This is a genomic window from Sphingopyxis sp. BE259 (genome assembly GCF_031457495.1).
Classification (GTDB): domain Bacteria; phylum Pseudomonadota; class Alphaproteobacteria; order Sphingomonadales; family Sphingomonadaceae; genus Sphingopyxis.
In genome coordinates this window covers 1500582-1524077 of the sequence record NZ_JAVDWM010000001.1, presented here as the reverse complement: position 1 = coordinate 1524077, position 23496 = coordinate 1500582, and the positions used below count along the sequence as shown (strand labels likewise).

Annotated in this window: 24 protein-coding genes; 11 read left to right on the top strand and 13 right to left on the bottom strand. The window is 65.6% G+C overall.

What is annotated here, in order from left to right; translation table 11 throughout:
• Positions 1-26: 26 nt before the first annotated feature.
• Positions 27-860, bottom strand: coding sequence for a PdaC/SigV domain-containing protein (locus J2X44_RS07415; RefSeq protein WP_310088883.1), 834 nt, complete (start codon positions 858-860; stop codon positions 27-29).
• Positions 861-915: 55 nt separating this feature from the next.
• On the opposite strand from J2X44_RS07415, the gene J2X44_RS07410 reads away from it, so the two are divergent.
• From J2X44_RS07410 to argC, 3 genes are all read left to right on the top strand, one after another.
• Positions 916-2319 carry a leucyl aminopeptidase family protein gene (locus J2X44_RS07410; RefSeq protein WP_310088882.1) on the top strand — a complete coding sequence of 468 codons (1404 nt, stop codon included), beginning with the start codon at positions 916-918 and terminating at the stop codon, positions 2317-2319.
• A gap of 85 nt (positions 2320-2404) precedes the next feature.
• Positions 2405-3349: a C40 family peptidase gene (locus tag J2X44_RS07405; protein ID WP_310088881.1), complete on the top strand. Its 945-nt coding sequence runs from the start codon at positions 2405-2407 to the stop codon at positions 3347-3349.
• A 3-nt stretch (positions 3350-3352) separates the two neighbouring features.
• The gene (argC, locus tag J2X44_RS07400; RefSeq protein ID WP_310088880.1) at positions 3353-4279 is read left to right on the top strand and encodes an N-acetyl-gamma-glutamyl-phosphate reductase; all 927 of its coding nucleotides are present in this window, start codon (positions 3353-3355) and stop codon (positions 4277-4279) included.
• A gap of 3 nt (positions 4280-4282) precedes the next feature.
• Here the strand turns inward: argC and J2X44_RS07395 are convergent, their stop codons facing one another.
• A complete protein-coding gene (locus tag J2X44_RS07395; protein WP_310088879.1) occupies positions 4283-4498 on the bottom strand; it encodes a hypothetical protein in 216 nt (71 codons plus the stop codon).
• Positions 4499-4681: 183 nt separating this feature from the next.
• On the opposite strand from J2X44_RS07395, the gene J2X44_RS07390 reads away from it, so the two are divergent.
• Positions 4682-6025, top strand: a complete 1344-nt coding sequence (locus J2X44_RS07390) for a sorbosone dehydrogenase family protein (protein WP_310088878.1) — start codon at positions 4682-4684, stop codon at positions 6023-6025.
• Between the two features lie 7 nt (positions 6026-6032).
• Here J2X44_RS07390 and J2X44_RS07385 read toward each other — a convergent pair whose 3' ends face one another.
• The 4 genes from J2X44_RS07385 to dnaN form a co-directional block, all read right to left on the bottom strand.
• Positions 6033-7256 carry a DUF6596 domain-containing protein gene (locus J2X44_RS07385; protein ID WP_310088877.1) on the bottom strand — a complete coding sequence of 408 codons (1224 nt, stop codon included), beginning with the start codon at positions 7254-7256 and terminating at the stop codon, positions 6033-6035.
• A complete protein-coding gene (locus tag J2X44_RS07380) occupies positions 7253-7615 on the bottom strand; it encodes a YciI family protein (protein ID WP_310088876.1) in 363 nt (120 codons plus the stop codon). Before J2X44_RS07380 ends, J2X44_RS07385 begins: the two co-directional genes overlap by 4 nt.
• Before the next feature lie 27 nt (positions 7616-7642).
• Positions 7643-8083 carry a hypothetical protein gene (locus J2X44_RS07375; RefSeq protein WP_310088875.1) on the bottom strand — a complete coding sequence of 147 codons (441 nt, stop codon included), beginning with the start codon at positions 8081-8083 and terminating at the stop codon, positions 7643-7645.
• Positions 8084-8199: 116 nt separating this feature from the next.
• On the bottom strand, positions 8200-9315 hold the full coding sequence (gene dnaN, locus J2X44_RS07370; protein ID WP_310088874.1) for a DNA polymerase III subunit beta: 1116 nt from the start codon (positions 9313-9315) through the stop codon (positions 8200-8202).
• A gap of 172 nt (positions 9316-9487) precedes the next feature.
• Between dnaN and J2X44_RS07365 the strand changes: the two genes are divergently transcribed.
• Entirely contained in the window at positions 9488-9985 is a 498-nt protein-coding gene (locus tag J2X44_RS07365; protein WP_310088873.1) for a hypothetical protein, read from the top strand.
• A 3-nt stretch (positions 9986-9988) separates the two neighbouring features.
• Here the strand turns inward: J2X44_RS07365 and J2X44_RS07360 are convergent, their stop codons facing one another.
• Positions 9989-10873, bottom strand: coding sequence for a LysR family transcriptional regulator (locus J2X44_RS07360; protein ID WP_310088872.1), 885 nt, complete (start codon positions 10871-10873; stop codon positions 9989-9991).
• A 151-nt stretch (positions 10874-11024) separates the two neighbouring features.
• On the opposite strand from J2X44_RS07360, the gene J2X44_RS07355 reads away from it, so the two are divergent.
• Positions 11025-11354 carry a UrcA family protein gene (locus J2X44_RS07355; protein ID WP_310088871.1) on the top strand — a complete coding sequence of 110 codons (330 nt, stop codon included), beginning with the start codon at positions 11025-11027 and terminating at the stop codon, positions 11352-11354.
• 57 nt (positions 11355-11411) lie between these two features.
• On the opposite strand, the gene J2X44_RS07350 is transcribed toward J2X44_RS07355, so the two are convergent.
• Both J2X44_RS07350 and J2X44_RS07345 read right to left on the bottom strand, forming a co-directional pair.
• Positions 11412-11888 carry a hypothetical protein gene (locus J2X44_RS07350; protein ID WP_310249230.1) on the bottom strand — a complete coding sequence of 159 codons (477 nt, stop codon included), beginning with the start codon at positions 11886-11888 and terminating at the stop codon, positions 11412-11414.
• A gap of 120 nt (positions 11889-12008) precedes the next feature.
• A complete protein-coding gene (locus tag J2X44_RS07345; RefSeq protein ID WP_310088869.1) occupies positions 12009-12890 on the bottom strand; it encodes a hypothetical protein in 882 nt (293 codons plus the stop codon).
• Between the two features lie 94 nt (positions 12891-12984).
• On the opposite strand from J2X44_RS07345, the gene rlmN reads away from it, so the two are divergent.
• The 3 genes from rlmN to J2X44_RS07330 all read left to right on the top strand — a co-directional run bounded on the left by rlmN (position 12985) and on the right by J2X44_RS07330 (position 15570).
• The gene (rlmN, locus tag J2X44_RS07340) at positions 12985-14232 is read left to right on the top strand and encodes a 23S rRNA (adenine(2503)-C(2))-methyltransferase RlmN (RefSeq protein ID WP_310088868.1); all 1248 of its coding nucleotides are present in this window, start codon (positions 12985-12987) and stop codon (positions 14230-14232) included.
• 227 nt (positions 14233-14459) lie between these two features.
• Complete coding sequence (locus tag J2X44_RS07335) at positions 14460-14918, top strand: hypothetical protein (protein ID WP_310088867.1); 459 nt, start codon at positions 14460-14462, stop codon at positions 14916-14918.
• 328 nt (positions 14919-15246) lie between these two features.
• Positions 15247-15570, top strand: a complete 324-nt coding sequence (locus J2X44_RS07330; protein WP_310088866.1) for a YnfA family protein — start codon at positions 15247-15249, stop codon at positions 15568-15570.
• A gap of 104 nt (positions 15571-15674) precedes the next feature.
• Here J2X44_RS07330 and J2X44_RS07325 read toward each other — a convergent pair whose 3' ends face one another.
• Complete coding sequence (locus J2X44_RS07325) at positions 15675-16388, bottom strand: arylesterase (RefSeq protein WP_310088865.1); 714 nt, start codon at positions 16386-16388, stop codon at positions 15675-15677.
• A gap of 44 nt (positions 16389-16432) precedes the next feature.
• On the opposite strand from J2X44_RS07325, the gene J2X44_RS07320 reads away from it, so the two are divergent.
• Together J2X44_RS07320 and J2X44_RS07315 are read left to right on the top strand one after the other, a co-directional pair.
• Positions 16433-17101: an ATP-binding cassette domain-containing protein gene (locus J2X44_RS07320; RefSeq protein WP_310089349.1), complete on the top strand. Its 669-nt coding sequence runs from the start codon at positions 16433-16435 to the stop codon at positions 17099-17101.
• Between the two features lie 42 nt (positions 17102-17143).
• Complete coding sequence (locus tag J2X44_RS07315) at positions 17144-19645, top strand: FtsX-like permease family protein (protein WP_310088864.1); 2502 nt, start codon at positions 17144-17146, stop codon at positions 19643-19645.
• Between the two features lie 99 nt (positions 19646-19744).
• On the opposite strand, the gene J2X44_RS07310 is transcribed toward J2X44_RS07315, so the two are convergent.
• The 3 genes from J2X44_RS07310 to thrS are packed head-to-tail and all read right to left on the bottom strand — an operon-like array spanning position 19745 to position 23381.
• Entirely contained in the window at positions 19745-20506 is a 762-nt protein-coding gene (locus J2X44_RS07310) for a sulfite exporter TauE/SafE family protein (RefSeq protein ID WP_310088863.1), read from the bottom strand.
• Positions 20503-21369: a metallophosphoesterase gene (locus J2X44_RS07305; protein WP_310088862.1), complete on the bottom strand. Its 867-nt coding sequence runs from the start codon at positions 21367-21369 to the stop codon at positions 20503-20505. Before J2X44_RS07305 ends, J2X44_RS07310 begins: the two co-directional genes overlap by 4 nt.
• On the bottom strand, positions 21366-23381 hold the full coding sequence (gene thrS, locus J2X44_RS07300) for a threonine--tRNA ligase (protein WP_310088861.1): 2016 nt from the start codon (positions 23379-23381) through the stop codon (positions 21366-21368). Before thrS ends, J2X44_RS07305 begins: the two co-directional genes overlap by 4 nt.
• Positions 23382-23496 lie beyond the last annotated feature (115 nt).

Here is a 23496-nt window from a genome sequence, read left to right as displayed (position 1 = left end):
ACGGCTGACGCCTCGAGAGAACGGCGTCAGTTGATAGGCAAGAAGCTCTGCGCGTATTCGGCCTTGACGGCGTCAACGAGCGCCCCTGTCACCGGGACGTTGATCTTGTAACTGCCCTCGGCGAACGGACCGATCTCATAAGGCGCGATGGCGATGGTCATGCGGTCGAGATAGCGCCCGTCGGACGACCCGATCCACACCGTCTGCGCCGATGCGGGCGGGCATTTGCCGAACGGGCTGTCCGGCGATTCTTCGCGAAATATGCCCTTCGCCGCCTTGGCGCGCTTGATCCCAGCGCAAAAGCGGTCGCGGATCGCCGCGTCAAAAGCCTCGCCGCTGGTGAACAGGTCGAGCGGCTGGAGCCGCTTGGCCCGGTTGCGATCCCACAGCAGGGTCGCAAAGCTGGTCATCCCGTGCGCGCCGCCGGTGTAGGTCTGGATTTCCGCCGACATGCTCAGGAAACGCGGCGTGTTCGACACGATTTGCCAAGTCTGCAAATGGCTGTGCTGGCGATAGGGAAAGCCAGCTTTCTCGGCCGCCGCCTTGTCACGCTGCGCCGCGGCGATCAGCGCGTCGCGCCTTGTCGTGCGGTCGCCGTCGAGCCAAGCGGCCAGCTCGGCAATGACGGCAGCTTCCCGCGGATAGGCGTAGGTAAATTCGACAAGGCCGTTGTTTTCACGGACAGCCGACGCCAACGCGTTTTTCGTCGTGGCATCCGCAGTGGCACTTGGCGGCGCACCCGGCACCGCCGCGGCGGCCCCCTTTTCTGCCTGCGTCGGCGTATCGTCGGAACAGCCGGTGAGCAGCGCGGCGCCGGTCAGGATCAACAGGGTGGTGCGAAGCGGTGGGGTGATTGTCATGCCACAATAACGCCGGGAATCGACAAAATATCCCCAGCCGCCTAGCACCACTCGCATGACCGACTATTCGAACCTGATCCAGCCCGACAAGGGGCAGGACGCCCGCCCCATCCACCTGGTCGACAAAAAAGGTTATGCCGATTGGCTGAAGGGCCGCAGCCCGCGCGAGCGCGCGCACCTTGCCGCGGTGGGGTTCAAGCCCGATGCCTATGTCCACGCGATCCTGCCCGGCGACGATCCCGAAAAATGGGCGGTTGTCACGACCGTCGCCCGGACCGATAACCTCTCAGCCTGGTGCCTCGCCAAACTGGGGCAGATCCTGCCCGAAGGCCGCTATCGGGTCGAGGGCCAGCAACCAGGCAAGGCACTGTTCGGCTGGATGAGCGCGCAATATCGCTTCGATGCCTATCGGTCGAAGGTCGAGACGAAAGGCGCCCGCGTGCTGCTGACCAGCGACGTCGGTGCGATCGCGCCGGTGGTCGCCGAAATGCGCGCGACCGCGCTGGTCCGCAACATGGTCAATACCCCCGCTGCCGATATGGGTCCGGCGGCGATCGAAAAAGCGGCCGAACGCATCGCCAAGGCGCATGGCGGTCAGCTGACGGTGACCAAGGGTGAGGCGCTGGAACAGGGCTATCCGATGATCCACGCGGTCGGCCGCGCCGCGGCGAAGCATCACGCCCCGCGCCTGATCGAAATCATATGGGGCAAGGACGGCGACCCGCGCGTCGCGCTGGTTGGCAAGGGGATCAGCTTCGACAGCGGCGGGCTCGACATCAAACCCGCGTCTGGGATGCGGCTCATGAAGAAAGACATGGGCGGCGCAGCGCATGTCCTGGCGCTCGCCGAACTGGTGATGGCGAGCGGACTGCCGGTGCGGCTGCACTGTCTGGTCGCGGCGGCCGAAAACGCGATCTCGGCCGATGCCTTTCGCCCCGGCGATGTGCTGAAAAGTCGGCTGGGGTTGACGGTAGAGATCGGCAACACCGACGCCGAGGGGCGGCTGGTGCTGGGCGATGCGCTAGCCAAAGCGGGCGAGGACAAGCCCGAACTGATCGTCGATTTCGCGACGCTGACCGGGGCGGCGCGCGTCGCGCTCGGCCCCGATCTGCCGCCGCTGTTCACCAATGACGATGCGCTGGCCGATGCGATGCTGAGCGCCGGGATCGAACGCGACGACCCATTGTGGCGGATGCCGCTGTGGGACGGTTACGCCGATCTGCTCGAAACCGACGTCGCCGATCTGGGCAATGCGGGCAGTTCGGCCTTTGCCGGGACGATCACCGCGGCGCTGTTCCTCAAACGCTTTGTGCCCGACGGCGCGCAGTGGGCGCACGTCGATACCTTTGCCTGGCGCCCGTCGGCGAAGCCCGGGCGTCCAAAGGGCGGCGCGGCGCTGGGATTGCGCGCCGCGTGGGCGATGCTGCAAGCGCGGTACGACCGGCGAGCGAAAGCCTGAACATTCTTGATAAAGCGCCCCCTGCTGGTCTAATGGCGCGCGATTGTCCGCGCTTTGCGGACGTCAGACGGCAACGGGACGGCACGTGACAGGTCAAAGCAGCGACAATTCAGCGGCCAATCGCGTGCGCATGGGGCGCCCCGGCGCCGTCGGCGCGGGCCGCGATCGCTTTGGCCTGACCGGCACGTCGCAGGCCTATGATCCGCGCATCGTCGCGATCCGCCCCGACCTTGCCGACATCGCCGTCGCCGGTCAGCATTTCGCCCCGCATTATGCCGCGCCGATGATGCGCAGCGGCGTGCTGCCCGCCGCAGTGCTGCGCGGATCGCCGTCGGTCGATGCCGACCAGACAAGCGAGTTGCTGTTCGGTGAAGGCTTTGCCCTGCTCGACCTGACGGGCGGCTGGGCGTGGGGTTACTGCCTTGCCGACCATTATGTCGGCTATCTGTCCGCCGATGCGCTGGCCGCGCCGATCGCGCCGACGCACCGTGTCGAGATGATCGAGGCGATCCTGCACAACGCGCCCGACGCCGCAAGCGGTGGTCCCGCGGTCCTGCCGCGCGGCGCGCTGGTGATGGGCGAGGTCGAGGGCGAATGGCTGGTCACGGCGCACGGCTATCTGCCGCTCGCGGCGCTGGTCGAGGTCGGCGCCGAAGACGCCGACCCCGCCGGACGCGCCGAGGAACTGATCGGCACCCCCTATCTGTGGGGCGGCCGGACGTCGAAGGGCATCGACTGCTCGGGACTGGTCCAGCTGAGCTGGGCGGCCGCCGGAATCCAGTTGCCGCGCGACAGCGATTTGCAACTGGCGTCGCTCGGCGCCGACAAGGACGTCGATCCGGCGGCGCTGGCGCGCGGCGATCTGGTGTTTTTTCCCGGCCATGTCGGAATCATGGCCGACGACCGGACCATCATCCACGCCAGCCGACGATGGATGGCGGTAAAGGCGGAACCACTGGCCGACGTCATATCGCGTTCGGCCGCCAAGGATCACAATCCGCCGGTGAGCGGATATAAACGACTGCGATAACTCATGACAAAGACGGTGTTTATCGACGGCGCGGCGGGAACGACGGGTCTGGAAATTGCCGAGCGGATGGCCGGGCGGGGCGAATTTTCGCTGCTGACGATCGACGACGCCCGCCGCAAGGATGCGGGTGCGCGCCGCGAGGCGCTGAACGATGCTGATTTCGTTATCCTCTGCCTGCCCGACGACGCGGCGCGTGATGCGGTGGCGATGATCGATAATTCCCGCACCCGCGTCATCGACGCATCGACCGCGCACCGCATCGCGCCCGGCTGGGTCTATGGTTTTCCCGAGGTCAGCGGGCATGATGCGGTCGCCGACGCAGCGCGGGTCAGCAACCCCGGCTGCTACTCAACCGGCTTTATCGCCCTGATCGCACCGCTCGTTCGCGCCGGGCTGCTCCCCGCCGACTGGCCCTATGCCTGCAATGCGGTGAGCGGCTATTCGGGCGGCGGCAAGGCGCTGATCGAGCGGTTTGAGCAGGACCGCGATCTCGCCTGGCGCGGCTATGCTCTGGACCTTGGCCACAAACATGTGCCCGAGATGCAGGCGCGCTGCGGCCTGTCGATCGCGCCGCTGTTTTCGCCGTCGGTCATCCCCGCGCATCGCGGCATGGTGGTCGATGTGCAACTGCCGCTATCGGTCATGACGGACGCGGGTTCGCCCGATGCGCTGCGCGCCGCGCTCGCGGATTTTTACGCCGCCAGCCCGATCGTCGTTATGGGCGAAGCGCCGATCGACGGCGAAATGCTGCTCCGCGCATCGAACGCGGGCGACGACCGGATCGAGCTGTTCGTCTTCGCCAATGACGACGCCAGCCAGGCCCGCCTGATCGCGCGGCTCGACAATCTGGGCAAAGGCGCCAGCGGCGCGTGCGTCCAGAATCTCAACATCATGGCGGGATTGCCCGAAACCGCGGGTTTGCTTCTGTAAAACCTAATGCACCGTGTCGAGCACATCCTCGACCGCCAGATAGGTGATCAGCCGTTCGATCTGGCGCCAGCGCGCAAAATGGACGTGATTGCCCAGCACGCGATATTGCTCGGCGCGCGCCGCGGCCGCGAAGCCCGCTTCTTCGCCGTGCACGCGGATCAGCGCATGCGCATCCTCGACCGCGGCGCGATCGGATAGAAATGGTGCAGGCAGATGCATGGAGTCCCCGTCCGTTGCCTTGGAGCGATCCTCCTAAACTCCGGCCCTGACCGTGCCGTTCCCAACCGTGATGAAGATCCGGGTAAGGTTAATCGGCACCCGCTCCGCATTAACCGTCTTTGCCGCCCCGCTGGCGATGTTTCACCTCTTTGCCGCCGCGCATCAGCGGTGTAGACACGCACGATGCGCAAGATCCTGAAATATGTCGCCCTGGCCCTGTTGCTGCTGATCATCGTCGGCGGCGTGACGCTGTACATCATGTCGCGGCCCGACGTCGCCCGCTTCTCGACCGCCGAACTCAGCGGCCGGGTGCCGGTGATGGCGTCGCAAAAGACCGAGACCTTCCCCACCGTCAATGTGCCCGAGGCGACGAGTTGGCCCGCCGGACAGGCGCCGCGCGCGGCGCAGGGGCTGGCAGTGGCGCGCTTTGCCGAAGGGCTCGACCATCCGCGCACCATGCTCGTGTTGCCCAATGGCGACGTGCTGGTCGCCGAATCGCAGAGCCCGCCGCGCGACACATCGGGGGTCGAGGGCAAGATCATGAGCAATCTGATGACCAAGGGCGGCACCGGCCGCCGCCCGTCGGCAAACCGGATCACCCTGCTCCGCGACGCCGACGGCGACGGCAGGGCCGAGGTCAAGACTGCCTATCTCACCGGGCTCAACTCACCCTATGGCATGGCGCTGGTCGGTGACACACTTTACGTCGCCAACACCGACGCGCTGCTCGCCTTTCCCTATGTCGCGGGCGAAACGAAGATGAGCGGCAAGGCAGCAAAGATCGTCGATCTGCCTGCCAAGGGGACCAACCGCCACTGGACAAAAAGCCTGGTCGCGGCGCCCAATGGCTGGCTTTACATCGGGGTCGGCGCCGACAGCAATATCGGCGAAAAGGGCATGAACCGCGAGTTCCGCCGCGCCAGCGTACTCGAAGTGCGCCCCGCGCAGAAATATATCCGCACCTTTGCCGCGGGCATCCGCAACCCCGTCGGGCTGGGCTTCTACCCCGGCAGCGCGCGGCTGTGGACCGTGGTCAACGAGCGCGACATGCTGGGCAGCGACCTCGTCCCCGACTATCTGACCGACGTCACCGAAGGCGATTTTTATGGCTGGCCCTGGTATTATTGGGGCGGCTTCGTCGACCCGCGCGTCGAACCCGAAGCCGAGGACCGCCGTCAATATGTGAAGCGACCCGAATATGGCCTGGGCGCCCACACCGCGCCGCTGGGCATGACCTTTACCCAAGGCCTCGATCTCGGTGAACGCTGGGCGAACGGCGCGCTGGTCGCGCTGCACGGATCGTGGAACCGCGAGCCGGTGGCGGGTTACAGCGTCGTGTTCGTCAAGTTCGGCGCCAACGGCAAGCCCGCCGACGCGCTGCCCGTCACCCTGCTCGACCAGTTCCTGGGCAAGGACGGCAAAACCACCCGCGGTCGTCCGGCCGATGTGAAGGTTGCGAAAGATGGTAGCGCGCTGGTCGCCGACGATACCGGCGGGGTGATCTGGCGGGTGGCGAAGCCGGTATAGGCGGCCGTCACGACAGTGGACCGCCGAAGCGCGACGCAAGGTAGGCGCGCACGGCGGGATCGTGCGAAAGGCCGATGGCTCGCTGCGCGCTCGCCTGCGCCGCCGCTTCCTGCCCCAGCGCCCACATTACCGCAGCGTGCGCCGCCCAATAGGGCTGATGGTCGCGCACGCGATCGGCTGGCAGTTCTGCGAGCGCCGCGGCCGCCGTATCGGTTGCGCCATCGTCAAGCAGCGCCGAGGCACGGCCAATGACCGCGCCAATGCTGGGCGCGCGGTCGACGAGCAGATTATAGAGCCCGACGATCGCGGTGGCTGGGACAGACCGACCGAAGGCGCGCTGGCTGTGCGCCGACTGGATGGCTGCCTCGCACTGGTAGCGGCCAAAGCGGGCATGCCGCGACGCGGCGATCAACAGCGCGTCGCCTTCGGAGATGAGCGGGCGCGACCATTGCGACACATCCTGTTTCGAGAGTGGGACGAAGCAGCCGACGGCGTCGCGCCGCGCGCCGCGCCGCGCCTCGCAAAACAGCATCAGCGCCAGCAGCCCCTTGGGTTCGGGTTCGAAGGGCATCAGGTCAACGAGCAGCCGCGCGAGAAACATCGCTTCCGCCGAAAGCTCGCTCGCTGTGGCGTCGCCGCCGGGGACATCGTCCCAAGCAAGGCCAAAGGCGCCATAGATGGCATCGAGTACCGGCAGCAGACGGTCACCCAACTGCTGTGGATCGGGAACCGCGAAACCGATACCAGCAGCGCGAATCTTGGTTTTGGCACGGACCAGCCGCTGCCCCATCGCAGCGGGGGCGACGAGAAAGGCGCGAGCGATCCTCGCCGCATCGAGGCCGAGCACGGCCTGAAGCATCAGCGGTGTGCGCACCCTCGCGTCGATCGCCGGATGGGCGCAGACGAAAAGCAGCTTTAGCCGTTCGTCGGGAAAATCGGGGGAGAGAGCCGTCAATTCTTCCTCCAGCATTCGGATGTCGTCGGCGCGCGCGTCGGCGCGGCCGGCTGCACGGTGACGGTCGATCGCGCGATTGCGCGCCGTCGTCAGCAACCAACCGGCAGGATTGGCGGGGACGCCTTGGTTCGGCCAGCTTTCCAGCGCCGCGAGCAGAGCATCTGAGAGCGCGGCCTCCGCCGCGGCGAGGTCGCCCGAGCGCGATGCCAGCAAGGCCACAAGGCGGCCATAGGCATCGCGCGCGGTGCGCTCGACCGCGGCGGCGGCAATGGTCACTGTGCAGCCGGCGGCGGCATTACCGGGCGGACCTCGACCGAGGCGGTTACCGCCGAGGGCGCACGGGCAGCCCAGGCGAGCGCGGTGTCAAGTCCGTCCACCTCGATGATGAAATAGCCCGCGAGCTGTTCCTTGCTGTCCGCGAAGGGGCCATCTTCGACGATGCGCTCGCCGTCGCGGATGCGTACAGTAGTCGCCGTCTCAGGCGGCATCAGCCCGTCGCCGTTGACCACGATACCAGCAGCCGACAACGCACCGATGAAGGCATTCCAGCCGGCCCAATAGGCTTCGGCCCGCTGCGGATCATTGCGGTCGGCGAAATCGGCGGGGGTTTCGTTGAGAATGAGCATATATTGCATGGAATTGTCCTTAAGTTTGGGGTGCGATCACGCCAGACGGCCCATTGCGCGCGCGCGGCACGCCCACAGGGTGACAATGAACATCAGCGCGGTCGAAAAGCCGACCACGGCAATCGTCGGCGCGCCAAAGGCAGCAAAGACGCCGAAAGCGATGTCGCCGATGCACAGGAGCACGAAGGCGGCGAGCGACAGCGCGAGCAGTGGCAGTGACGCCGACCGGCCAAGCGCCAGCATTACACAGCCGGCCGTGCCGACAAACACCGCGACCGCGAACGCGGCTGTCATCCAGCCAGGCAGTGCGGCATAGACTTCGATCTGGACCGCGGTCATTCCCTGCGCCATCATCGACGCGGGGGTCGCGGCATATTGCAGCGCGAATTGAACGATACCAAAGGCGTTCCACGTCGCGCCGCCCGCCGCCACCGCGCGAAGCGAAACGGCTGGCGGCGCAATTGACACGTTGGTCATGGCAGTCCTCCATCAAGACGAAGAACCGCACCATGCCGTCCCTCACCTCCGTGACGACGGCGCCGCGGCGATTTCGACAGCCTCCGCGAAAAATGTTGCGTGGAGGTGTCGGCCAATCAGACCCGCATTGGCATCAGCACATACAGGGCCGGACTTTTTTCGCTTTCGCGGATCAGCGTCGGGGCGTTGGCGTCGGCGAGATGCAGCTCGACGCTGTCGCCGTCGACCTGGCCTAGGATGTCGCTGAGATAGCGGGCGTTGAAGCCGATTTCGATCGCGTCGCTGTCATAGCCCGCCGCGATTTCTTCGGCCGCGGTGCCGTTCTCGGGGCTGGTCACCGACAGCGTGATGCGGTCCTTGTCGAGGCTGACTTTCACTGCGCGGGTCTTTTCGCTGGCGATCGTCGAGACGCGGTCAACGCCCTGATACAGGCTTTTCGGATCGACCTTGAGCAGCTTGTCGTTTGCGGTCGGGATGACGCGGCTGTAATCGGGGAAAGTACCATCGATCAGCTTCGAGGTCAGGATCGCATTGCCCAGCTGAAAACGGATCTTGCTGGCCGACAGGCTGATTTCGACATTGCCCTCGGCCTCGTCGAGCAGTTTGCGGATTTCGGTGACACATTTGCGCGGCACAATGACGTCGGGCATCGACGAAGCGCCTTCGGGCCGGGTCACCGTATAGCGCGCCAGTCGGTGACCGTCGGTCGCCGCGGCCTTTAGCACCGGACCCGACGCGTCTTCGGCGACGTGCAGGAAGATACCATTCAGATAATAGCGCGTTTCCTCGGTCGAGATCGCAAAGCGCGTCTTGTCGATGATCTGGATCAGTTCGGCGACCGGCAGTTCGAAATTGGTCGGCAGGTCACCTTCGGCGATCACCGGAAAATCGTCGCGCGGCAGCGTCGGCAGGTTGAAGTTCGACCGCCCGGCCTTGACCTGCATCTTGCCCTCGGCGGCGGCCAGGCTGACCTCGGCGCCCTCGGGCAGCTTGCGCGCGATTTCAAACAATGTGTGCGCCGACACGGTGGTCGTGCCCGCCGTTTCGACCTTGGCCGCGATCGTTTCGACGACCTGCAAGTCAAGATCGGTCGCCATCAGCTTGAGCTGGCCCGACGCATCGGCTTCGATCAGGACGTTCGACAGGATGGGGATGGTGTTGCGCCGCTCGACCACCGACTGGACGTGACCCAGGCTCTTCAACAACACCGCGCGTTCGATCGTCGCTTTCATTCTAAATCCGCCATCCCTGTGTTCCGCGGGAGAAGTCCCCGACAGAGCCGCCACCGGAGGCGATTCGTCACCCCGATTCCCGGCCCCTGAAAATGCCCACCTTCCTTAACGCACGCATCGGCACGTGCAAGCCATGCTTGCAAACCATTCCCAATCGCGCGAACGAGGGCCGATGCAGCGCCGGGCCTCCCTTTTCCTGATGTTGGCGGCGATGCCCGCCGCGGCGCTGGCGGCGGGCCCGACAGCCTTGGGCATTTTCGATGGCTGGGGCGCGTTCCGCAATCCCGCGACGCCGCGCTGCTACGCCCTCGCCGCCCCGTCGGCGACCATCGGCACCCCCCAGATCAAGGCCTATGCCAGCGTCGGATATTGGCCCAAAGCGCGCATCCGCGGGCAATTCTATGTCCGCCTGTCGAAAGCGCGCGCGCCGGGGCGCGACCTGCGCCTGACCATCGGCAGCCGCCGTTTCATCCTGACCGGCAATGGCGCGCACGGCTGGGCGAGCGACCCGCGGATGGACGCCGCGATCATCGGTGCGATGCGATCGGCGCCAAGCATGAGCGTCGCTAGCAGCACCGCGTCGGGCGGAGCGATCGCCGACACATACCGGTTGCGCGGGGCCGCCACGGCGATCGACGCGGCGGCGCTGGGATGCGCGAAGCTGAGCTAAAGGTCAGCCTTCCCGCGCTAGCTTCGCCAATTCCTGCGCTAGAAAATCGAGCACCAGCCGCACTCGCGGCACGTGGCGCAGCCGCTCGTGGGTCAACAGCCACAGGCCGGTCGTGTCCTCCTTCTTGGGCGGAATACAGCGGATCAGATCGGGTTCGCGGTTGGCGATGAAGCCGGGCAATATGGTCAGCCCCATACCCGAACGCACCCCGGCGAGCAGGCCGGAGGCGCTGTCATATTGCATGACCACCGACTCCTCGAGCCCATATTGCTGGAGCCAGGCCAGATAGGGTTTCCACACCCCGCCGCCGCCGCCGATGAACGGATGCGCCGCCAGCTGTTCGCGGCTGTGCGGAATGCCGTGACGGTCGGCATAGTCGCGGCTGCAATACACCGTCCATGGATTGTCGGCGATCCGCCGTCCGACCAGCCCGGCGCCGGTCGGCTGCTTGCTGCTGCGAATGGCGATGTCGGCGGCGCCCGCAGCGAGATCCCGGTGTTCGTCGGCGGTATCCAGGTGAATGTGGATGCCGGGATGCGCGGCGCGCAAGTCGCGCAGGATTGGCGGCAGAACGGTGACCGCAAAGATTTCCATCACCGTCAGGCTGACGGTGCCGCCAACATCGCGCGACGACGCGCCCGCCGCGGCGCCAAAACGATCGGCGGCTTCGCGCACCGCCGCGGCGCTCGCCAACATCGCCTGTCCCACCGGGGTCAGCGCGTAGCCCGCCTGCCGCCGTTCGAACAGATTGAGCCCGGTCGCCGCCTCCAGCGCCGCGATCCGGCGCGCAACGGTCGTCTGGCTGACGCGCAGCGACTGTGCGGCCGACAGGGTGCTGCCGGTTTCGGCCACCGCCAGAAAGGCTTTGAGGTCGTTCCAATCATACATGGCGTCTTGTGCGTCATAAGCGGCTTCGCGGCATTCTGCAATTTTGCAGAATGGTCGCGCAACATCGTTGCTCCTGCGGCGGCGATCGATCGCTTATCTGCTGATTACCGGCTTCCTCCCCTCCTCTTTGGCCGGTCGATGGAGACATGAGATGAAAAAGCTTCTGATCCTCGCCGCGTTGGCCGCCGCCTCGGTGAGCCAGCCCGCCCTCGCCCAGTCGGCGCCCGCGAACCGGAGCATCGTGGTCCAGCACCGCGACCTCGACCTGCGGACCGAGGCCGGTGCCAAGAGCCTCGATCGCCGCATCTGGCGCGCGGTTATCGAAGTGTGCGGCACCGCGTCGGACTTCGATCTGAAAGGCAAGAACGACGTCCGGCAATGCCGCACCGACACGCGGCTGGCCGCATCGGCGCAGGCCGACGTGGCGATCGCCGACGCGGCGCGCAATCAGGCGATCCGCGTCAGCTCGATCCGCAAATGATGCGCGGAGCCGGGGCAATGTCGGCTGACGGAAGGCAGCGAGCGTTCTGACGCATTCCTATTTCACCAGTCCCTGCCCCGGCACCCAGCGCAGATCGCAGCCGGCCGTCTGACCCAGCAGCACGCGGCTCCATACAGCCTTGTCGGCGTCAGAGCCCTTGATGCGGGGATTGGCGAGCGGGCGCCGGTCGAGATATAGCCCGCTGATGAAGGCGGTCATCTGCTTGCCCTCGATCAGGCGCGATGCCTTTGAATAGATCGCATAGATTTGCGGCAATTGTCCGCGGCGGACGACCGTCTGCGTTTTCGTCGACGCAACCTGGACATCATCCGCACCGGGCGCCGACAGCCCGTTGAAATCGGCAAATATCCACTGCCCGGCCGGACCCGAGATCAGCAACTCGACCCCGCTCGACCCGGCGCCGTTGACCTCGGCCTTTTCGCCCGGTTCCAGCACGATCGTCGAGTGACGGGTGCAAATCTTCTGCCCCGGCGCCGCAGACGCGGCCTGGGGCAGCGCGACGGCGGACAACATGGCGGCGAAGTAAATGGGGCGATACATGGCATAACCTCTTCAACGGCAACTGAATATTCTAGGGAGCGTGGCAGGGGGCGGCACCCGCAATCATGTACTGGTTCACGTCGGCGCGCGACGTCAGGACGTAATGCCTGCCCGCGTTTCGTGCAGGTCGTGGAACTCTACGATCCACGCGCAGGTCGCCTCCAGCGTCGCGCGCGGCGGCAATTCGGTGGTGCTCGACAGATGGACCAGCACCAGTCGGCGCCCGTCGTCCTTCACCAGCGCGCCCGGCATGAAAAGCGGGCCGGCTGTGCCGCTTTCGATCGTGCCGGGCACATACCACCATCCTGCGGTAAGAGCACGGTCCAGCACTTCGGCCTCGCTGATGCAGCGACCTTTATAAGCCGCCTCGGTCGCCGGGTTTAAGCCGGAGCCGAGAAAATCGACCCTGAAATCATCCTTGCGACCCCACACACCCTCGCGCCGGTGATGATAGGTTGCGATGATCATCTCCCAATCATCCTGACCGGCCAGCGCGACCTGATGCGCCGCCTTGATGACGTAGACGCCGTTTGGCTCAAACCCTTCGCGCGCGACAAATTCCGGTATACCAAGCACGCGCTTCAGCCATTCGACGCTCACCTCGCCGCCCGGCGCCTCGATCAATCCCGCCAGCCGGCGATTGACATCGATAAAGCCGTAATCGCAGATCGCATCGCTTTGGCTCGACCAGTTCGGATGGTGCTTGATCGGTCTTTCGCCCGCGACGCAGCCACTGGCAGCCTCGGACGGCGCCGCCATGGCGGGTCCGCATGGCGCGGCAAGGGCCAGCGCGGCGGTCAGGATAGGAAAACGCATAAAGAAGCCTCCGGTCGGGACGTGCATCATCCTTACGCTGGGAACCTTGTCCGCAGAGTGATGGGGGTCATAGTGCCGTCGTGCACCCATCCCGGCGAAGTGGTATCGACCCTTTTTTCGCGGCACGATCGGGCCCAAAACGCGGATGTACTGGTCCATTGCCGGCCGGTCCGCGCCTGCCACGGCCAGACAAACCGCCAACACGCGGCCGCAATTGCACATTGCCCCCTTCCGCCCTATATGCGCGCCCATCATGCAGATTCCCGGCCATATCGACCCCGTCACGACGGGCACCGTCCCGTTGCGCGGCGGCAACCGCATCGACCTGGTCGGGCTGACCCGCGACGCGATCGGCGGCGTGCTGGTCGAGGCGGGGCTCGATGCCAAGGGCGCCAAGCTGCGCGCCAAGCAGATCTGGCACTGGATGTACCACCGCGGCGTCACCGATTTCGAGGCAATGACCGACATCGCAAAGGCCATGCGCCCGTGGCTGACCGACCGTTTCATCATCGGCCGCCCGACGGTGCGCGAAGCGCAGGTGTCGAGCGACGGCACCCGCAAATGGCTGCTCGCCGCCGCCGACGGCCAGGAATATGAAATGGTGTTTATCCCCGACGCCGATCGGGGAACGCTGTGCGTGTCGAGCCAGGTCGGTTGCACGCTCAATTGCCGCTTCTGTCACACCGGCACGATGCGGCTCGTGCGCAACTTGGCGGCGGGCGAGATCGTCGGGCAGGTCATGTTGGCGCGCGACGAGCTCGGCGAATGGCCGAAGGGCACCATGGCCGGTTTCGGCCCCGATCCCGAGGACGGCGACGACGAAGAAGACGGCGGTCACTATACTGCCGACGGGCGCATCCTGACCAACATCGTGATGATGGGCATGGGCGAACCGCTGTATAATTTCGATGAGGTCAAGGGCGCGCTGAAGATCGTCATGGACGGCGACGGCCTGGCATTGTCGCGGCGCCGGATCACCCTGTCGACCAGCGGGGTGGTGCCGATGATGGCGCGCGCCGGTGAAGAGATCGGCGTCAATCTGGCGGTGTCGCTGCACGCGGTGAGCAAAGAAATTCGCGACGAGATCGTGCCGCTCAACCGCAAATATGGCATCGACGAATTGCTGAAGGCCTGCGCCGACTATCCGGGCGCGGGCAATTCGCGGCGCATCACCTTCGAATATGTGATGCTGAAGGACAAGAATGACAGCGACGACGATGCGCGCGAGCTTGTCCGGCTGATCCGCGAATATGGGCTGCATGCCAAGGTCAATCTGATCCCGTTCAACCCCTGGCCCGGCGCCATGTATGAATGTTCGTCGCCCGAGCGGGTGCGCGCGTTCAGCAACCTGATTTTCAAGGCCGGAATCTCGGCGCCGGTGCGCACCCCGCGCGGGCGCGACATCATGGCGGCGTGCGGTCAGCTGAAAAGCGCCGCGACCAAGCCGACGCGGGCCGAACTCGACCGCATCGCAGAGGAAAAACAGGCCGCGCTCGGCTGAAGTTGCCCTCGGCGCCTTTCTCCCCTCTAAGACAAACTGCCAAAATCCGTGGTTTTCATGGCCGAAAGAGCGCATACCTATTCTATACCGTGTGGTAAAAATAACACAGGTAAGAAAATTGTCACATTCTGAACAATCCGTTCATTGAAGCGACAGCTGCAAAGGCCATCTACGCGATGGACCACGACCCAAAGGGCGTGGCCGCATACATGTAGAAGGAACGATAAATGAAAAAATTCGCAGTTGCAGCCGCTCTCCTGACGGCCATCGTTGCAACCCCCGCCATGGCAGCCGAAGGCGGCGAAGGCCGCGTCGAAGTGCGCGGCGGCCTGATCACCGGCAACGGCATCGACGAAGCGACCGCTGGCCTTGCCGCGGGTTATGACTTCGACCTCGGTTCGACCGCGTTCATCGGCGCCGAAGTCGCCGGCGACAAGGTGCTGGTCGACGGTGCGGATGTCCAGTTCTCGGCCGGCGGCCGCGTCGGCGCCAAGGTTGGCGCGAACGGCAAGGCCTATGTCACCGGTGGCTACACCTTCAGCGACATCGACGATCCCTATGTCGGTGCCGGTTACCAGCACAAGCTGGGCCAGAACCTGTACGCCAAGGCCGAATATCGTCACCAGTTCATCGAGAACTTCGGCGACTTCGACACCTTCGTCGCAGGCGTCGGCTTCGCGTTCTGATTTTTCGGAACCCGCGAAGAAAAGGGAAGGGGCGGCCTGCGGGTCGCCCTTTTTTTGTTGGGCGAGCGCGATGGCGGGTTTGACCAGAAGTTGCCATAAAGTTCCTCCCCGGAACGGGGAGGGGGACCGCCGCGAAGCGGGGGTGGAGGGGCCGCGACGGTGCGTCATGGCGCGAGGTTTCGACCCCTCCGTCAGCCCTGCGGGCTGCCACCTCCCCGTTCCGGGGAGGATCAGGAAATGACGGCTTCCCACCCCAAAGCCGACAGCCGCCCCCTCCCTCCGCTACAACCCCCTTCCCTTTCGCCAGGCAACTCTCCACGGTCGATCCATGACCGCATTCTTCTACATCGCCGCCGCACTCGCCGAGATCGCAGGTTGTTTTGCCTTTTGGGCGTGGCTGCGGTTGGACAAGTCGGTTTGGTGGCTCGTCCCCGGCATCGCGTCGCTGGCGCTGTTCGCTTACCTGCTGACATTGGTCGATGCCGAACATGCCGGGCGCAGCTATGCCGCTTACGGCGGTGTGTATATCGTCGCGGCGCTGTTGTGGCTGTGGGCGGTCGAGGGCGCCAGGCCCGACCGATGGGATTTGATCGGCGCCGCGGTGTGCCTGGGCGGCGCCGCGATCATCCTGTTCGGGCCGCGGGGGAGTTAGAGCGCGCCGAAGTCAATCGTCATTGCGAGCGCAGCGAAGCAATCCAGATCGGTTTACGCACACTCTGGATTGCTTCGCTGCGCTCGCAATGACGAAGAAAAGGACTACCCCGCGCTTGGCAGCGCCTGTTCGACCAGCGGCGCCAATGCCTCGGCGACCACCGCCACCCCTTTCGCATTGGGATGCATGTTGTCGCCGAGCATCAGCGCCTTGTCGGTCACGACATTGTCGAGAATGAACGGATAGAAGCTGACATCATATTTTCCCGCCAGCTCGGGATAGATCGGATTGAATTTCTTCGCATAATCGCTGCCGAGATTGGGCGCCGCCATCATGCCGGTAAGCAGCACCGGAATCTGGCGCTTTTTCAGCTCAGCCAGCATCGCGTCGAGGTTGACGCGCGTCTGGTCGGGGCCGATGCCGCGCAGCATGTCATTGCCGCCGAGCCCGAGGATCACCAGCGCGGGCTTCACCTTTGCATTGTCGAGGACATAGGTCAGCCGCTGGCGCCCCGCCGCGGTCGTGTCGCCCGACACCCCGGCGTTCTGCACCCGCGCCACGACGCCATGGGCGGCCAGCGCCGCCTGCAACTGCGGCGCCAAACCCTCTTTAGGCCCCAGCTGATAGCCGGCGTACAGGCTGTCGCCGAACGCGATGACGAGCGCCGCGTCGGCGGGGATAACGGGGGCCGCTTTTGCTGCGACCTTGTCGTTGGTCGAAGCCGCCGGGGTTTCCGCCGATCCGCACGCGGCGAGCGGTTGGCAAAGCGCGATGGCGCAACCATATAGTGCGTAAGAGCGCCATCCGGTCGTTCTCATTTCCAAAGGGTCCTTTCTTGACCGCAGATCGACCTTCGCCCGAAATGGCGATCGCCGCCCATAATGTGACGCTGACCCTGGGGAGCGACAAGTCCCCTGTCGAAATTTTGCGCGGTGTCGACCTGGAGGTTCCCGCGGGCGCTTCGGTCGCGCTGCTCGGGCCGTCGGGGTCGGGCAAAAGCTCGCTGATGGCGGTACTCGCCGGACTCGAGCGCGCCAATGGCGGGACGATCCGCGTCGCCGGGCTGGATTTCACCACGATGGACGAGGACGAACTGGCGCGCGCGCGGCGCGGGCGCATCGGCATCGTGCTGCAAGCATTTCACCTGCTGCCGACGATGACCGCGCTGGAAAATGTCGCGGTTCCGCTCGAGCTGGCGGGGATCTCCGATCCGTTCGGGCGCGCGGCGGCCGAACTTGAAGCGGTTGGCCTTGGCCATCGGCTGACCCATTATCCGGCACAGCTGTCGGGCGGCGAGCAGCAGCGCGTCGCGATCGCGCGCGCGATGGCGAGCGAACCCGCGATCATCTTTGCCGACGAGCCGACCGGCAATCTCGACACCGCGACGGGCCATGCGATCATCGACCTGATCTTCGCCCGCCGTGCCGCATTGGGCGCGACGTTGCTGATCATCACCCACGATCCTGAATTGGCCGAGCATTGCGACCGGGTGGTCGTGATGCACGACGGGCGCATCGAGGAACGGGCATGATGACGCCCTCGACACGAACGGGCCAAGGGGGGTGTTGATCTAATGCTCCCGTTTTCGGCTCTTTGGCGGATTGCCCGTCGCGATCTGGCGACGCGGATTCGCGGATTACGCCTGCTCGCGGTCTGCCTGTTCCTTGGCGTTGCGACGCTGGCGGCGATCGGCAGCCTGACCAGCGGCATCACCTCGGAACTCGAGGTGCGCGGCCAGACGATCCTGGGCGGCGACATCGAATTCGGCATCCCGCAGCGCGAAGCGACGGCCGACGAAATGGCAGGCTTCCGCCGCGCCGGCACGCCGTCGGCAACCGTACGGATGCGCGCGATGGCCAATGCGCCGGACGGCGACGCCTTGCTGTCCGAGCTGAAAGCGGTCGATGGCGCCTATCCGCTCTATGGCACGATGCGGCTCGACAGCGGGGTGCGCCGCGGCCCGCCACCTGCGGGCAGCATCTGGATCGGCAAGGATCTCGCCTCGCGGCTTGACCTGAAAATCGGCGAGCAGGTGAAGTTCGGCGAAAAACCGTTCCTTATTGACGGCGTCATCGCCGAAGAACCCGACCGGTTGGGCGAAGGTTTCACTCTTGGCCCCGTCGCGATCATCGGCCTCGCCGACCTGCCCGCAACGCAGCTGATTCAGCCGGGCAGCCTTTACGAAAGCAAATATCGCGTCCGCCTGCCCGCCAGCGCCAATCCCGAAGCCGTGGGCAAAGCACTCACCGCAGAATTCCCTGACGCCGGATGGGACATCACCGACAGCAGCAACGGCGCGCCGGGAACGCGGCGCTTCATCGAACGTATGGGGCAATTTCTGTCGCTCGTCGGTCTCGCCGCGCTAGTGATCGCAGGAATTGGCGTCGGCAATGGGGTGGCGAGCTACCTCGCGGGCAAACGTCCCGGCTTGGCGACGCTGAAAGTGCTGGGCGCCGATAGCGCGACGGTGCTGCGCATCTATGGCTTGCAAATATTGGCGGTTGCCGCGGTGTCGATCTTCGCCGGATTGATCGTCGGCGCGCTTGCGCCGGTCGCCATCGGAGCTATCGCAGGAGACGTCCTGCCCGTACGGCCCGGTTTCGCGCTCTATCCGCTGCCGCTTGCGGTTAGCGCCGCTTATGGCCTGCTGATCGCGATCGCCTTCGCGCTGCCACCGCTGGCGGCCACCAAACATATCCCGGCGGCGGGACTCTATCGCGCCACCGTGGACAAGGGCGCGCGGATCGACCGGCCCGCGCTGATCGCGGTTGCGGCCGCGCTGATGGCGATCGTCGCTCTGGCGGTCGGCACCGCGCGCGAGCCGTTGTTTGCGCTGGGCTTTATCGGTGCGGCGGTCGGTCTGTTGCTGATCCTGGTCGGTCTGGGCTGGCTCGTGCGCCGCACTGCAAGCCGGCTGCCTCGCCCGCGCCGCCCGCTGTTCCGCCTCGCACTCGCCAACCTGCACCGCCCCGGCGCCGCGACTGGCGCGCTCGTGGTCGCACTTGGGTTGGGGCTGACTCTGTTCGTCACCCTCGCGGCGATCCAGACCAGCATAACCAACGAGATTTCGCGCACCGTGCCACAGCGCGCGCCGAGCTTTTTCGTGCTCGACGTGCCGCGCGACGGCGCGGCGCAGTTTCGCTCGATGGTGACCAAGGCCGCACCCGACGCCCAGATCAACATGATTCCGGCGCTGCGCGGCAGTGTCACCGAGTTTCGCGGCCAGCGCGTTGACGAGCTTGCCGAATTGCCCGAGGGCGCGTGGGTGCTGCGCGGCGACCGCGGGCTGACCTATAGCGCGGTGCCGCCCAACGGCAGCGAGCTGGTGGGCGGACAATGGTGGGCCACCGATTACAAGGGACCGCCGCTGGTCAGCGTCGAGCAAGAGGTCGCGACCTCGCTGGGCCTCAAGATCGGCGATACGCTGAGCGTCAATGTGCTGGGGGTCGAGGTGCAGGCGAAGGTCGCGTCGTTCCGGACCGTCAATTGGGACAATTTCGGGTTGAACTATGTGATGGTGTTTTCGCCCGGCACCTTCGACGCGGCGCCGCATAATATGGTTGCGACGGTCGCGGTCGATGCCAAGGCGGAAACCGAACTGGCGCGCAGCATTCCGCGCACCTTCCCCTCGGCATCGCTGATCGCGGTGCGCGATGTCGTATCGCAGGTGACGACTTTGCTGACCCAGATGAGTCAGGCGATCGCTGCGGCGGCGAGCATCGCGATCCTCGCCGGGATCGCCGTGCTGATCGGCGCGATCGCCGCCAGCCGCGAGCGGCGGGTGTATGACAGCGTGATCCTGAAACTGCTCGGCGCGACGCGACGCCAGATTCTGGGGGCGCAGGCGATGGAATATGCGGTGCTGGCGGCGGTGCTGGCGGTGCTGGCGCTCGGGCTGGGTTTGATCGCGGCGCGCTATGTCGTGGTCAGCCTGTTCGATTTCACCTTTGCTCCCGATCCGCTGATCGTCGGCGCGACGCTGATCGGCGGCGCCGGGCTGTCGTTCCTGATCGGCATCGCGGGCAGCTGGCCGTTGTTGTCGGCGAAACCGGCGCAGGCGCTGCGGAGCCTTTAGCCGCCTTCAAATTCCGTTCGTGTCGAGCGAAGTCGAGACACCCATCGGCGGTGCCTGACCTCACCGTGTCTCGACTTCGCTCGACACGAACGGCAAAGATCAGTTCAGGATTCGCACCACTGCAGCCACCGCGGCGATGCCCAGCACCACCGCGACCATCGCCTGCCACACATGCGGCGCGACGCTGCCGAAGTGGCGCCCGCCGATCCGGTTGCCAAGCCACATCGGCGCGAAGAGCAGCAACGACAGGATGAGCAGCCGTCCGGTCGCGATCCCGACCCAGATCGCCGCCAGCGTCCCGGCGATGGCGGTCGCAAAAAAGATCAGCATCATCGATGCGCGTGCGACGCTGGGTGGCAGCGAGCGGCGCAGATAGAATGGGACGACCGGCGGGCCCGGCATCGCGGCAAAGCCGGTCAATATGCCCGACGCGATCCCGGTGCCGCCAATCGCGATACGACCGGGACGATGCCCCTCAGGCTGCTTGGGCAGCAGCACCGCGACGAACGCACCGACCGCGATCAGAGTGATCAGCAGCCGCGCCACATCGGGGGTCGCCAGATCGAGCGCGATCATGCCGATCGGGGTCGTCGCCATGGCGATCAGCGCGATCGGCACCGCGGTCGACCGGTCGGCATCGGCGAGGATCACCTTCAGTCCAACCGGCCCGATCAGCAATTGCAACAGGATACCGAGCACCACCGCCTCGCCGGGGGTGATGATCAGTCCGAGCAAGGGCACGAGGATAATCGCCATGCCGAACCCGGTGAGCCCGCGCACATAGGCCGCGCCAAATGTCATCGCCGCGGCCCCCGCGAGCGTGAGCGGGGCGATGCCGACCAGGCTGTGCAGGTCGATCATTTGTCGGGGCCTCGTGGTCCCAGCGTCACCAGCCACGCGTCGGGCGGGGTGTTGTAACGCAGGGGCAGCAGGCTGGTCCCCAACCCCGCCCCGACGAACACGCGCTGGCCGTTGTCGGTCATGGCGCCGCACGCAAAGCGGTCGCCGTAGCGCGAGACATAGCTTAGCGCGCCGACGAACGGGAAACGTATCTGGCCGCAATGGGTGTGGCCCGCGAAGATTGCAGCGACCGGGCGCTTCACGTCCGGGACGATGTCGGGGCTGTGCGACAGGATCAGCGGAACGCCGGGGCCGAGCCGGTCCATCGCGGCGATCGTCGCGGGGACATCGTCATGCCCCGAATAATCGTCATCCACCCCGCCGACGATCAGTGGGCCGAGCTTGATCGCTTCATTCTGCAGCACGCGCAGCCCGCGCCGTTCCAGCTCGCCGCGCAGCGCGTCGGGCTTGAACCAATGGTCGTGATTGCCCGGCGCAACCACGACGCCCAACGGCGCGCGCAGCTTGCCGAGCGGCGCGACGACTTCGGCGGCGGTGTAGATATGCGTCGCGCTGCGCTTCTCACTGACGAGATCGCCCGCGATCAGCACAAGGTCGGGGCGCAGTCGATTGAGCTGCGCGATGATTCGCGTCAGCCGCTCTGGCGGCATGTCGGGACCGGCGACATGGATGTCCGACAGCAACAGCAGTTTCAGCGGCGGTTGCTCGACCGGCCAGTCGGCGACCGCGACCGCCGCGGTGCGGATGACCGGGTCGCGCGTCGCGTTCCAATAGCCCTTGGCGAGCAAAGCAGCGCCGAGCAGCGCCACCAGCAACAGCCAGCGCCGCCACCGGCGTGGGCGACGGTCCGGCGTTGCGATCAACGGCGCAGATCGGGCGGCGTCGCTTCACCCTGCAGCAGCGTGATCGCTTCAGCGAGCGGCATGATGCGCTGGCCTTCCTGACCCAACGTGCGGATCGCCACCGTGCCTTCGTCGGCCTCGCGCTTGCCGACGACGAGCAGGTGCGGAACCTTGGCCAGGCTGTGTTCGCGGACCTTGTAGTTGATCTTTTCGTTGCGCAGGTCGGTTTCGACGCGCGCCCCAGCAGCCGCCAACTGCGCCGCGACATCCTTGGCATAGTCATCGGCGTCGCTGACGATCGTCGCGACGACCGCCTGCACCGGCGCCAGCCACACGGGCAGCTTACCCGCGAAATGTTCGATCAGGATGCCGATGAAACGTTCGTAGCTGCCAAAGATCGCGCGGTGCAGCATCACCGGGCGGTGGCGCTCGCCGTCCTCGGCAATATAGGATGCGTCGAGACGGTCGGGGAGGACGCGGTCGGACTGGATCGTCCCGACCTGCCACGTCCGGCCGATGGCGTCGGTCAAATGCCATTCGAGCTTCGGCGCATAAAAGGCGCCCTCGCCCGGCAATTCTTCCCAGCCATAGTCGGGGGTGTTGAGGCCCGCGGCGGCAACCGCGGCGCGCAGCTCGGTCTCCGCCATGTCCCACATCTCTTCAGTCCCGAACCGCTTTTCGGGGCGGAGCGCGAGCTTGATGGAATAGGAGAAGCCAAATTCCTTGTAGATACGATCGGCGAGCGCGCAGAACGCCTGCACTTCGCTGACAATCTGATCCTCGCGGCAGAAGATATGCGCGTCGTCCTGCGTGAACTGGCGCACCCGCATCAGACCGTGCAGCGCGCCATGCGGTTCGTTGCGGTGGCAGCAGCCGTTTTCATAGAGGCGCAGCGGCAGGTCGCGGTACGATTTCATCCCCTGGCGGAAAATCAGCACATGCGCCGGGCAGTTCATCGGTTTCAGCGCCATCCACTCGGCGTCGTCCGAAACGATCGGGCCTTCATCCTCTGTGTTCGGCACTTCATCCGGGATCACGAACATATTCTCGCGATATTTGCCCCAGTGGCCCGACTGTTCCCATTGCCGCGCGTCCATCACCTGCGGCGTCTTGACCTCACGGTAGCCTGCTCCGTCGATCGCGCGGCGCATATAGGCCTCCAACTCGCGCCAGATCATATAGCCCTTGGGGTGCCAGAACACCGAGCCATGCGCTTCGGCCTGGAGGTGGAACAGGTCCATCTCCTGCCCCAGCTTGCGGTGGTCGCGCTTCGCCGCTTCCTCAAGCCGCACCAGATGTTCGGCGAGCTGTTTCTTGTTGAGCCAGCCGGTGCCGTAGATGCGGCTCAATTGAGCGTTTTTCTGATCGCCGCGCCAATAGGCGCCCGACACGCGCGTCAGCTTGAACGCCGTGGGGTCGAGCTTGCCGGTCGAGGCGAGGTGCGGGCCGCGGCACATGTCCATCCAGCCCCCCTCTCCGCTTTGGCCGCCCGAACGATAGACGGTCAGTTCTTCGTTCGCCGGCAGCTCAGCCGCCCATTCGGCCTTGAACGTCTCGCCATCGGTCTGCCATTTCGCGATCAGCTTGTCCCGCTCCCACACTTCGCGCGTCAGCGGCAGATCGGCGGCGATGATCCGGCGCATCTCTTCCTCGATCAACGGCAGTTCTTCATCGCGGAACGGTCCGTGCTCGGCGGTCGGCGCGAAGTCATAATAAAAGCCGTCGCCGGTCGACGGGCCGAAGGTGATTTGCGTGCCGGGGAACAGGTTCTGCACCGCCTCGGCCAAAATATGCGCAAAGTCGTGGCGCACCAGTTCGAGCGCTTCGGCCTCGTCGCGGCTCGTCACCAGCGCCAGATTGGTGTCTTCCTCCAGCGGGCGCATGATGTCGCGCAGTTCTCCGTCGATCTTGGCGGCAAGCGCGGCCTTCGCCAGACCGGGTCCGATGTCGGCGGCGATTTGCGCCGGGGTAGTCCCGCGCACGACGTCCCGGGCAGAGCCATCGGGAAGGGTGACGCGGATCATCTGGGACATCGAAACTATAGCCTTTCTGGGCAAAATTGCCGGGTTCCTTTGCCAGCATGCGGTGGGGGCGGCAAGGGGCGGATTCACAATCACGCTTGCAATGATACAATGTATCACTATCTCG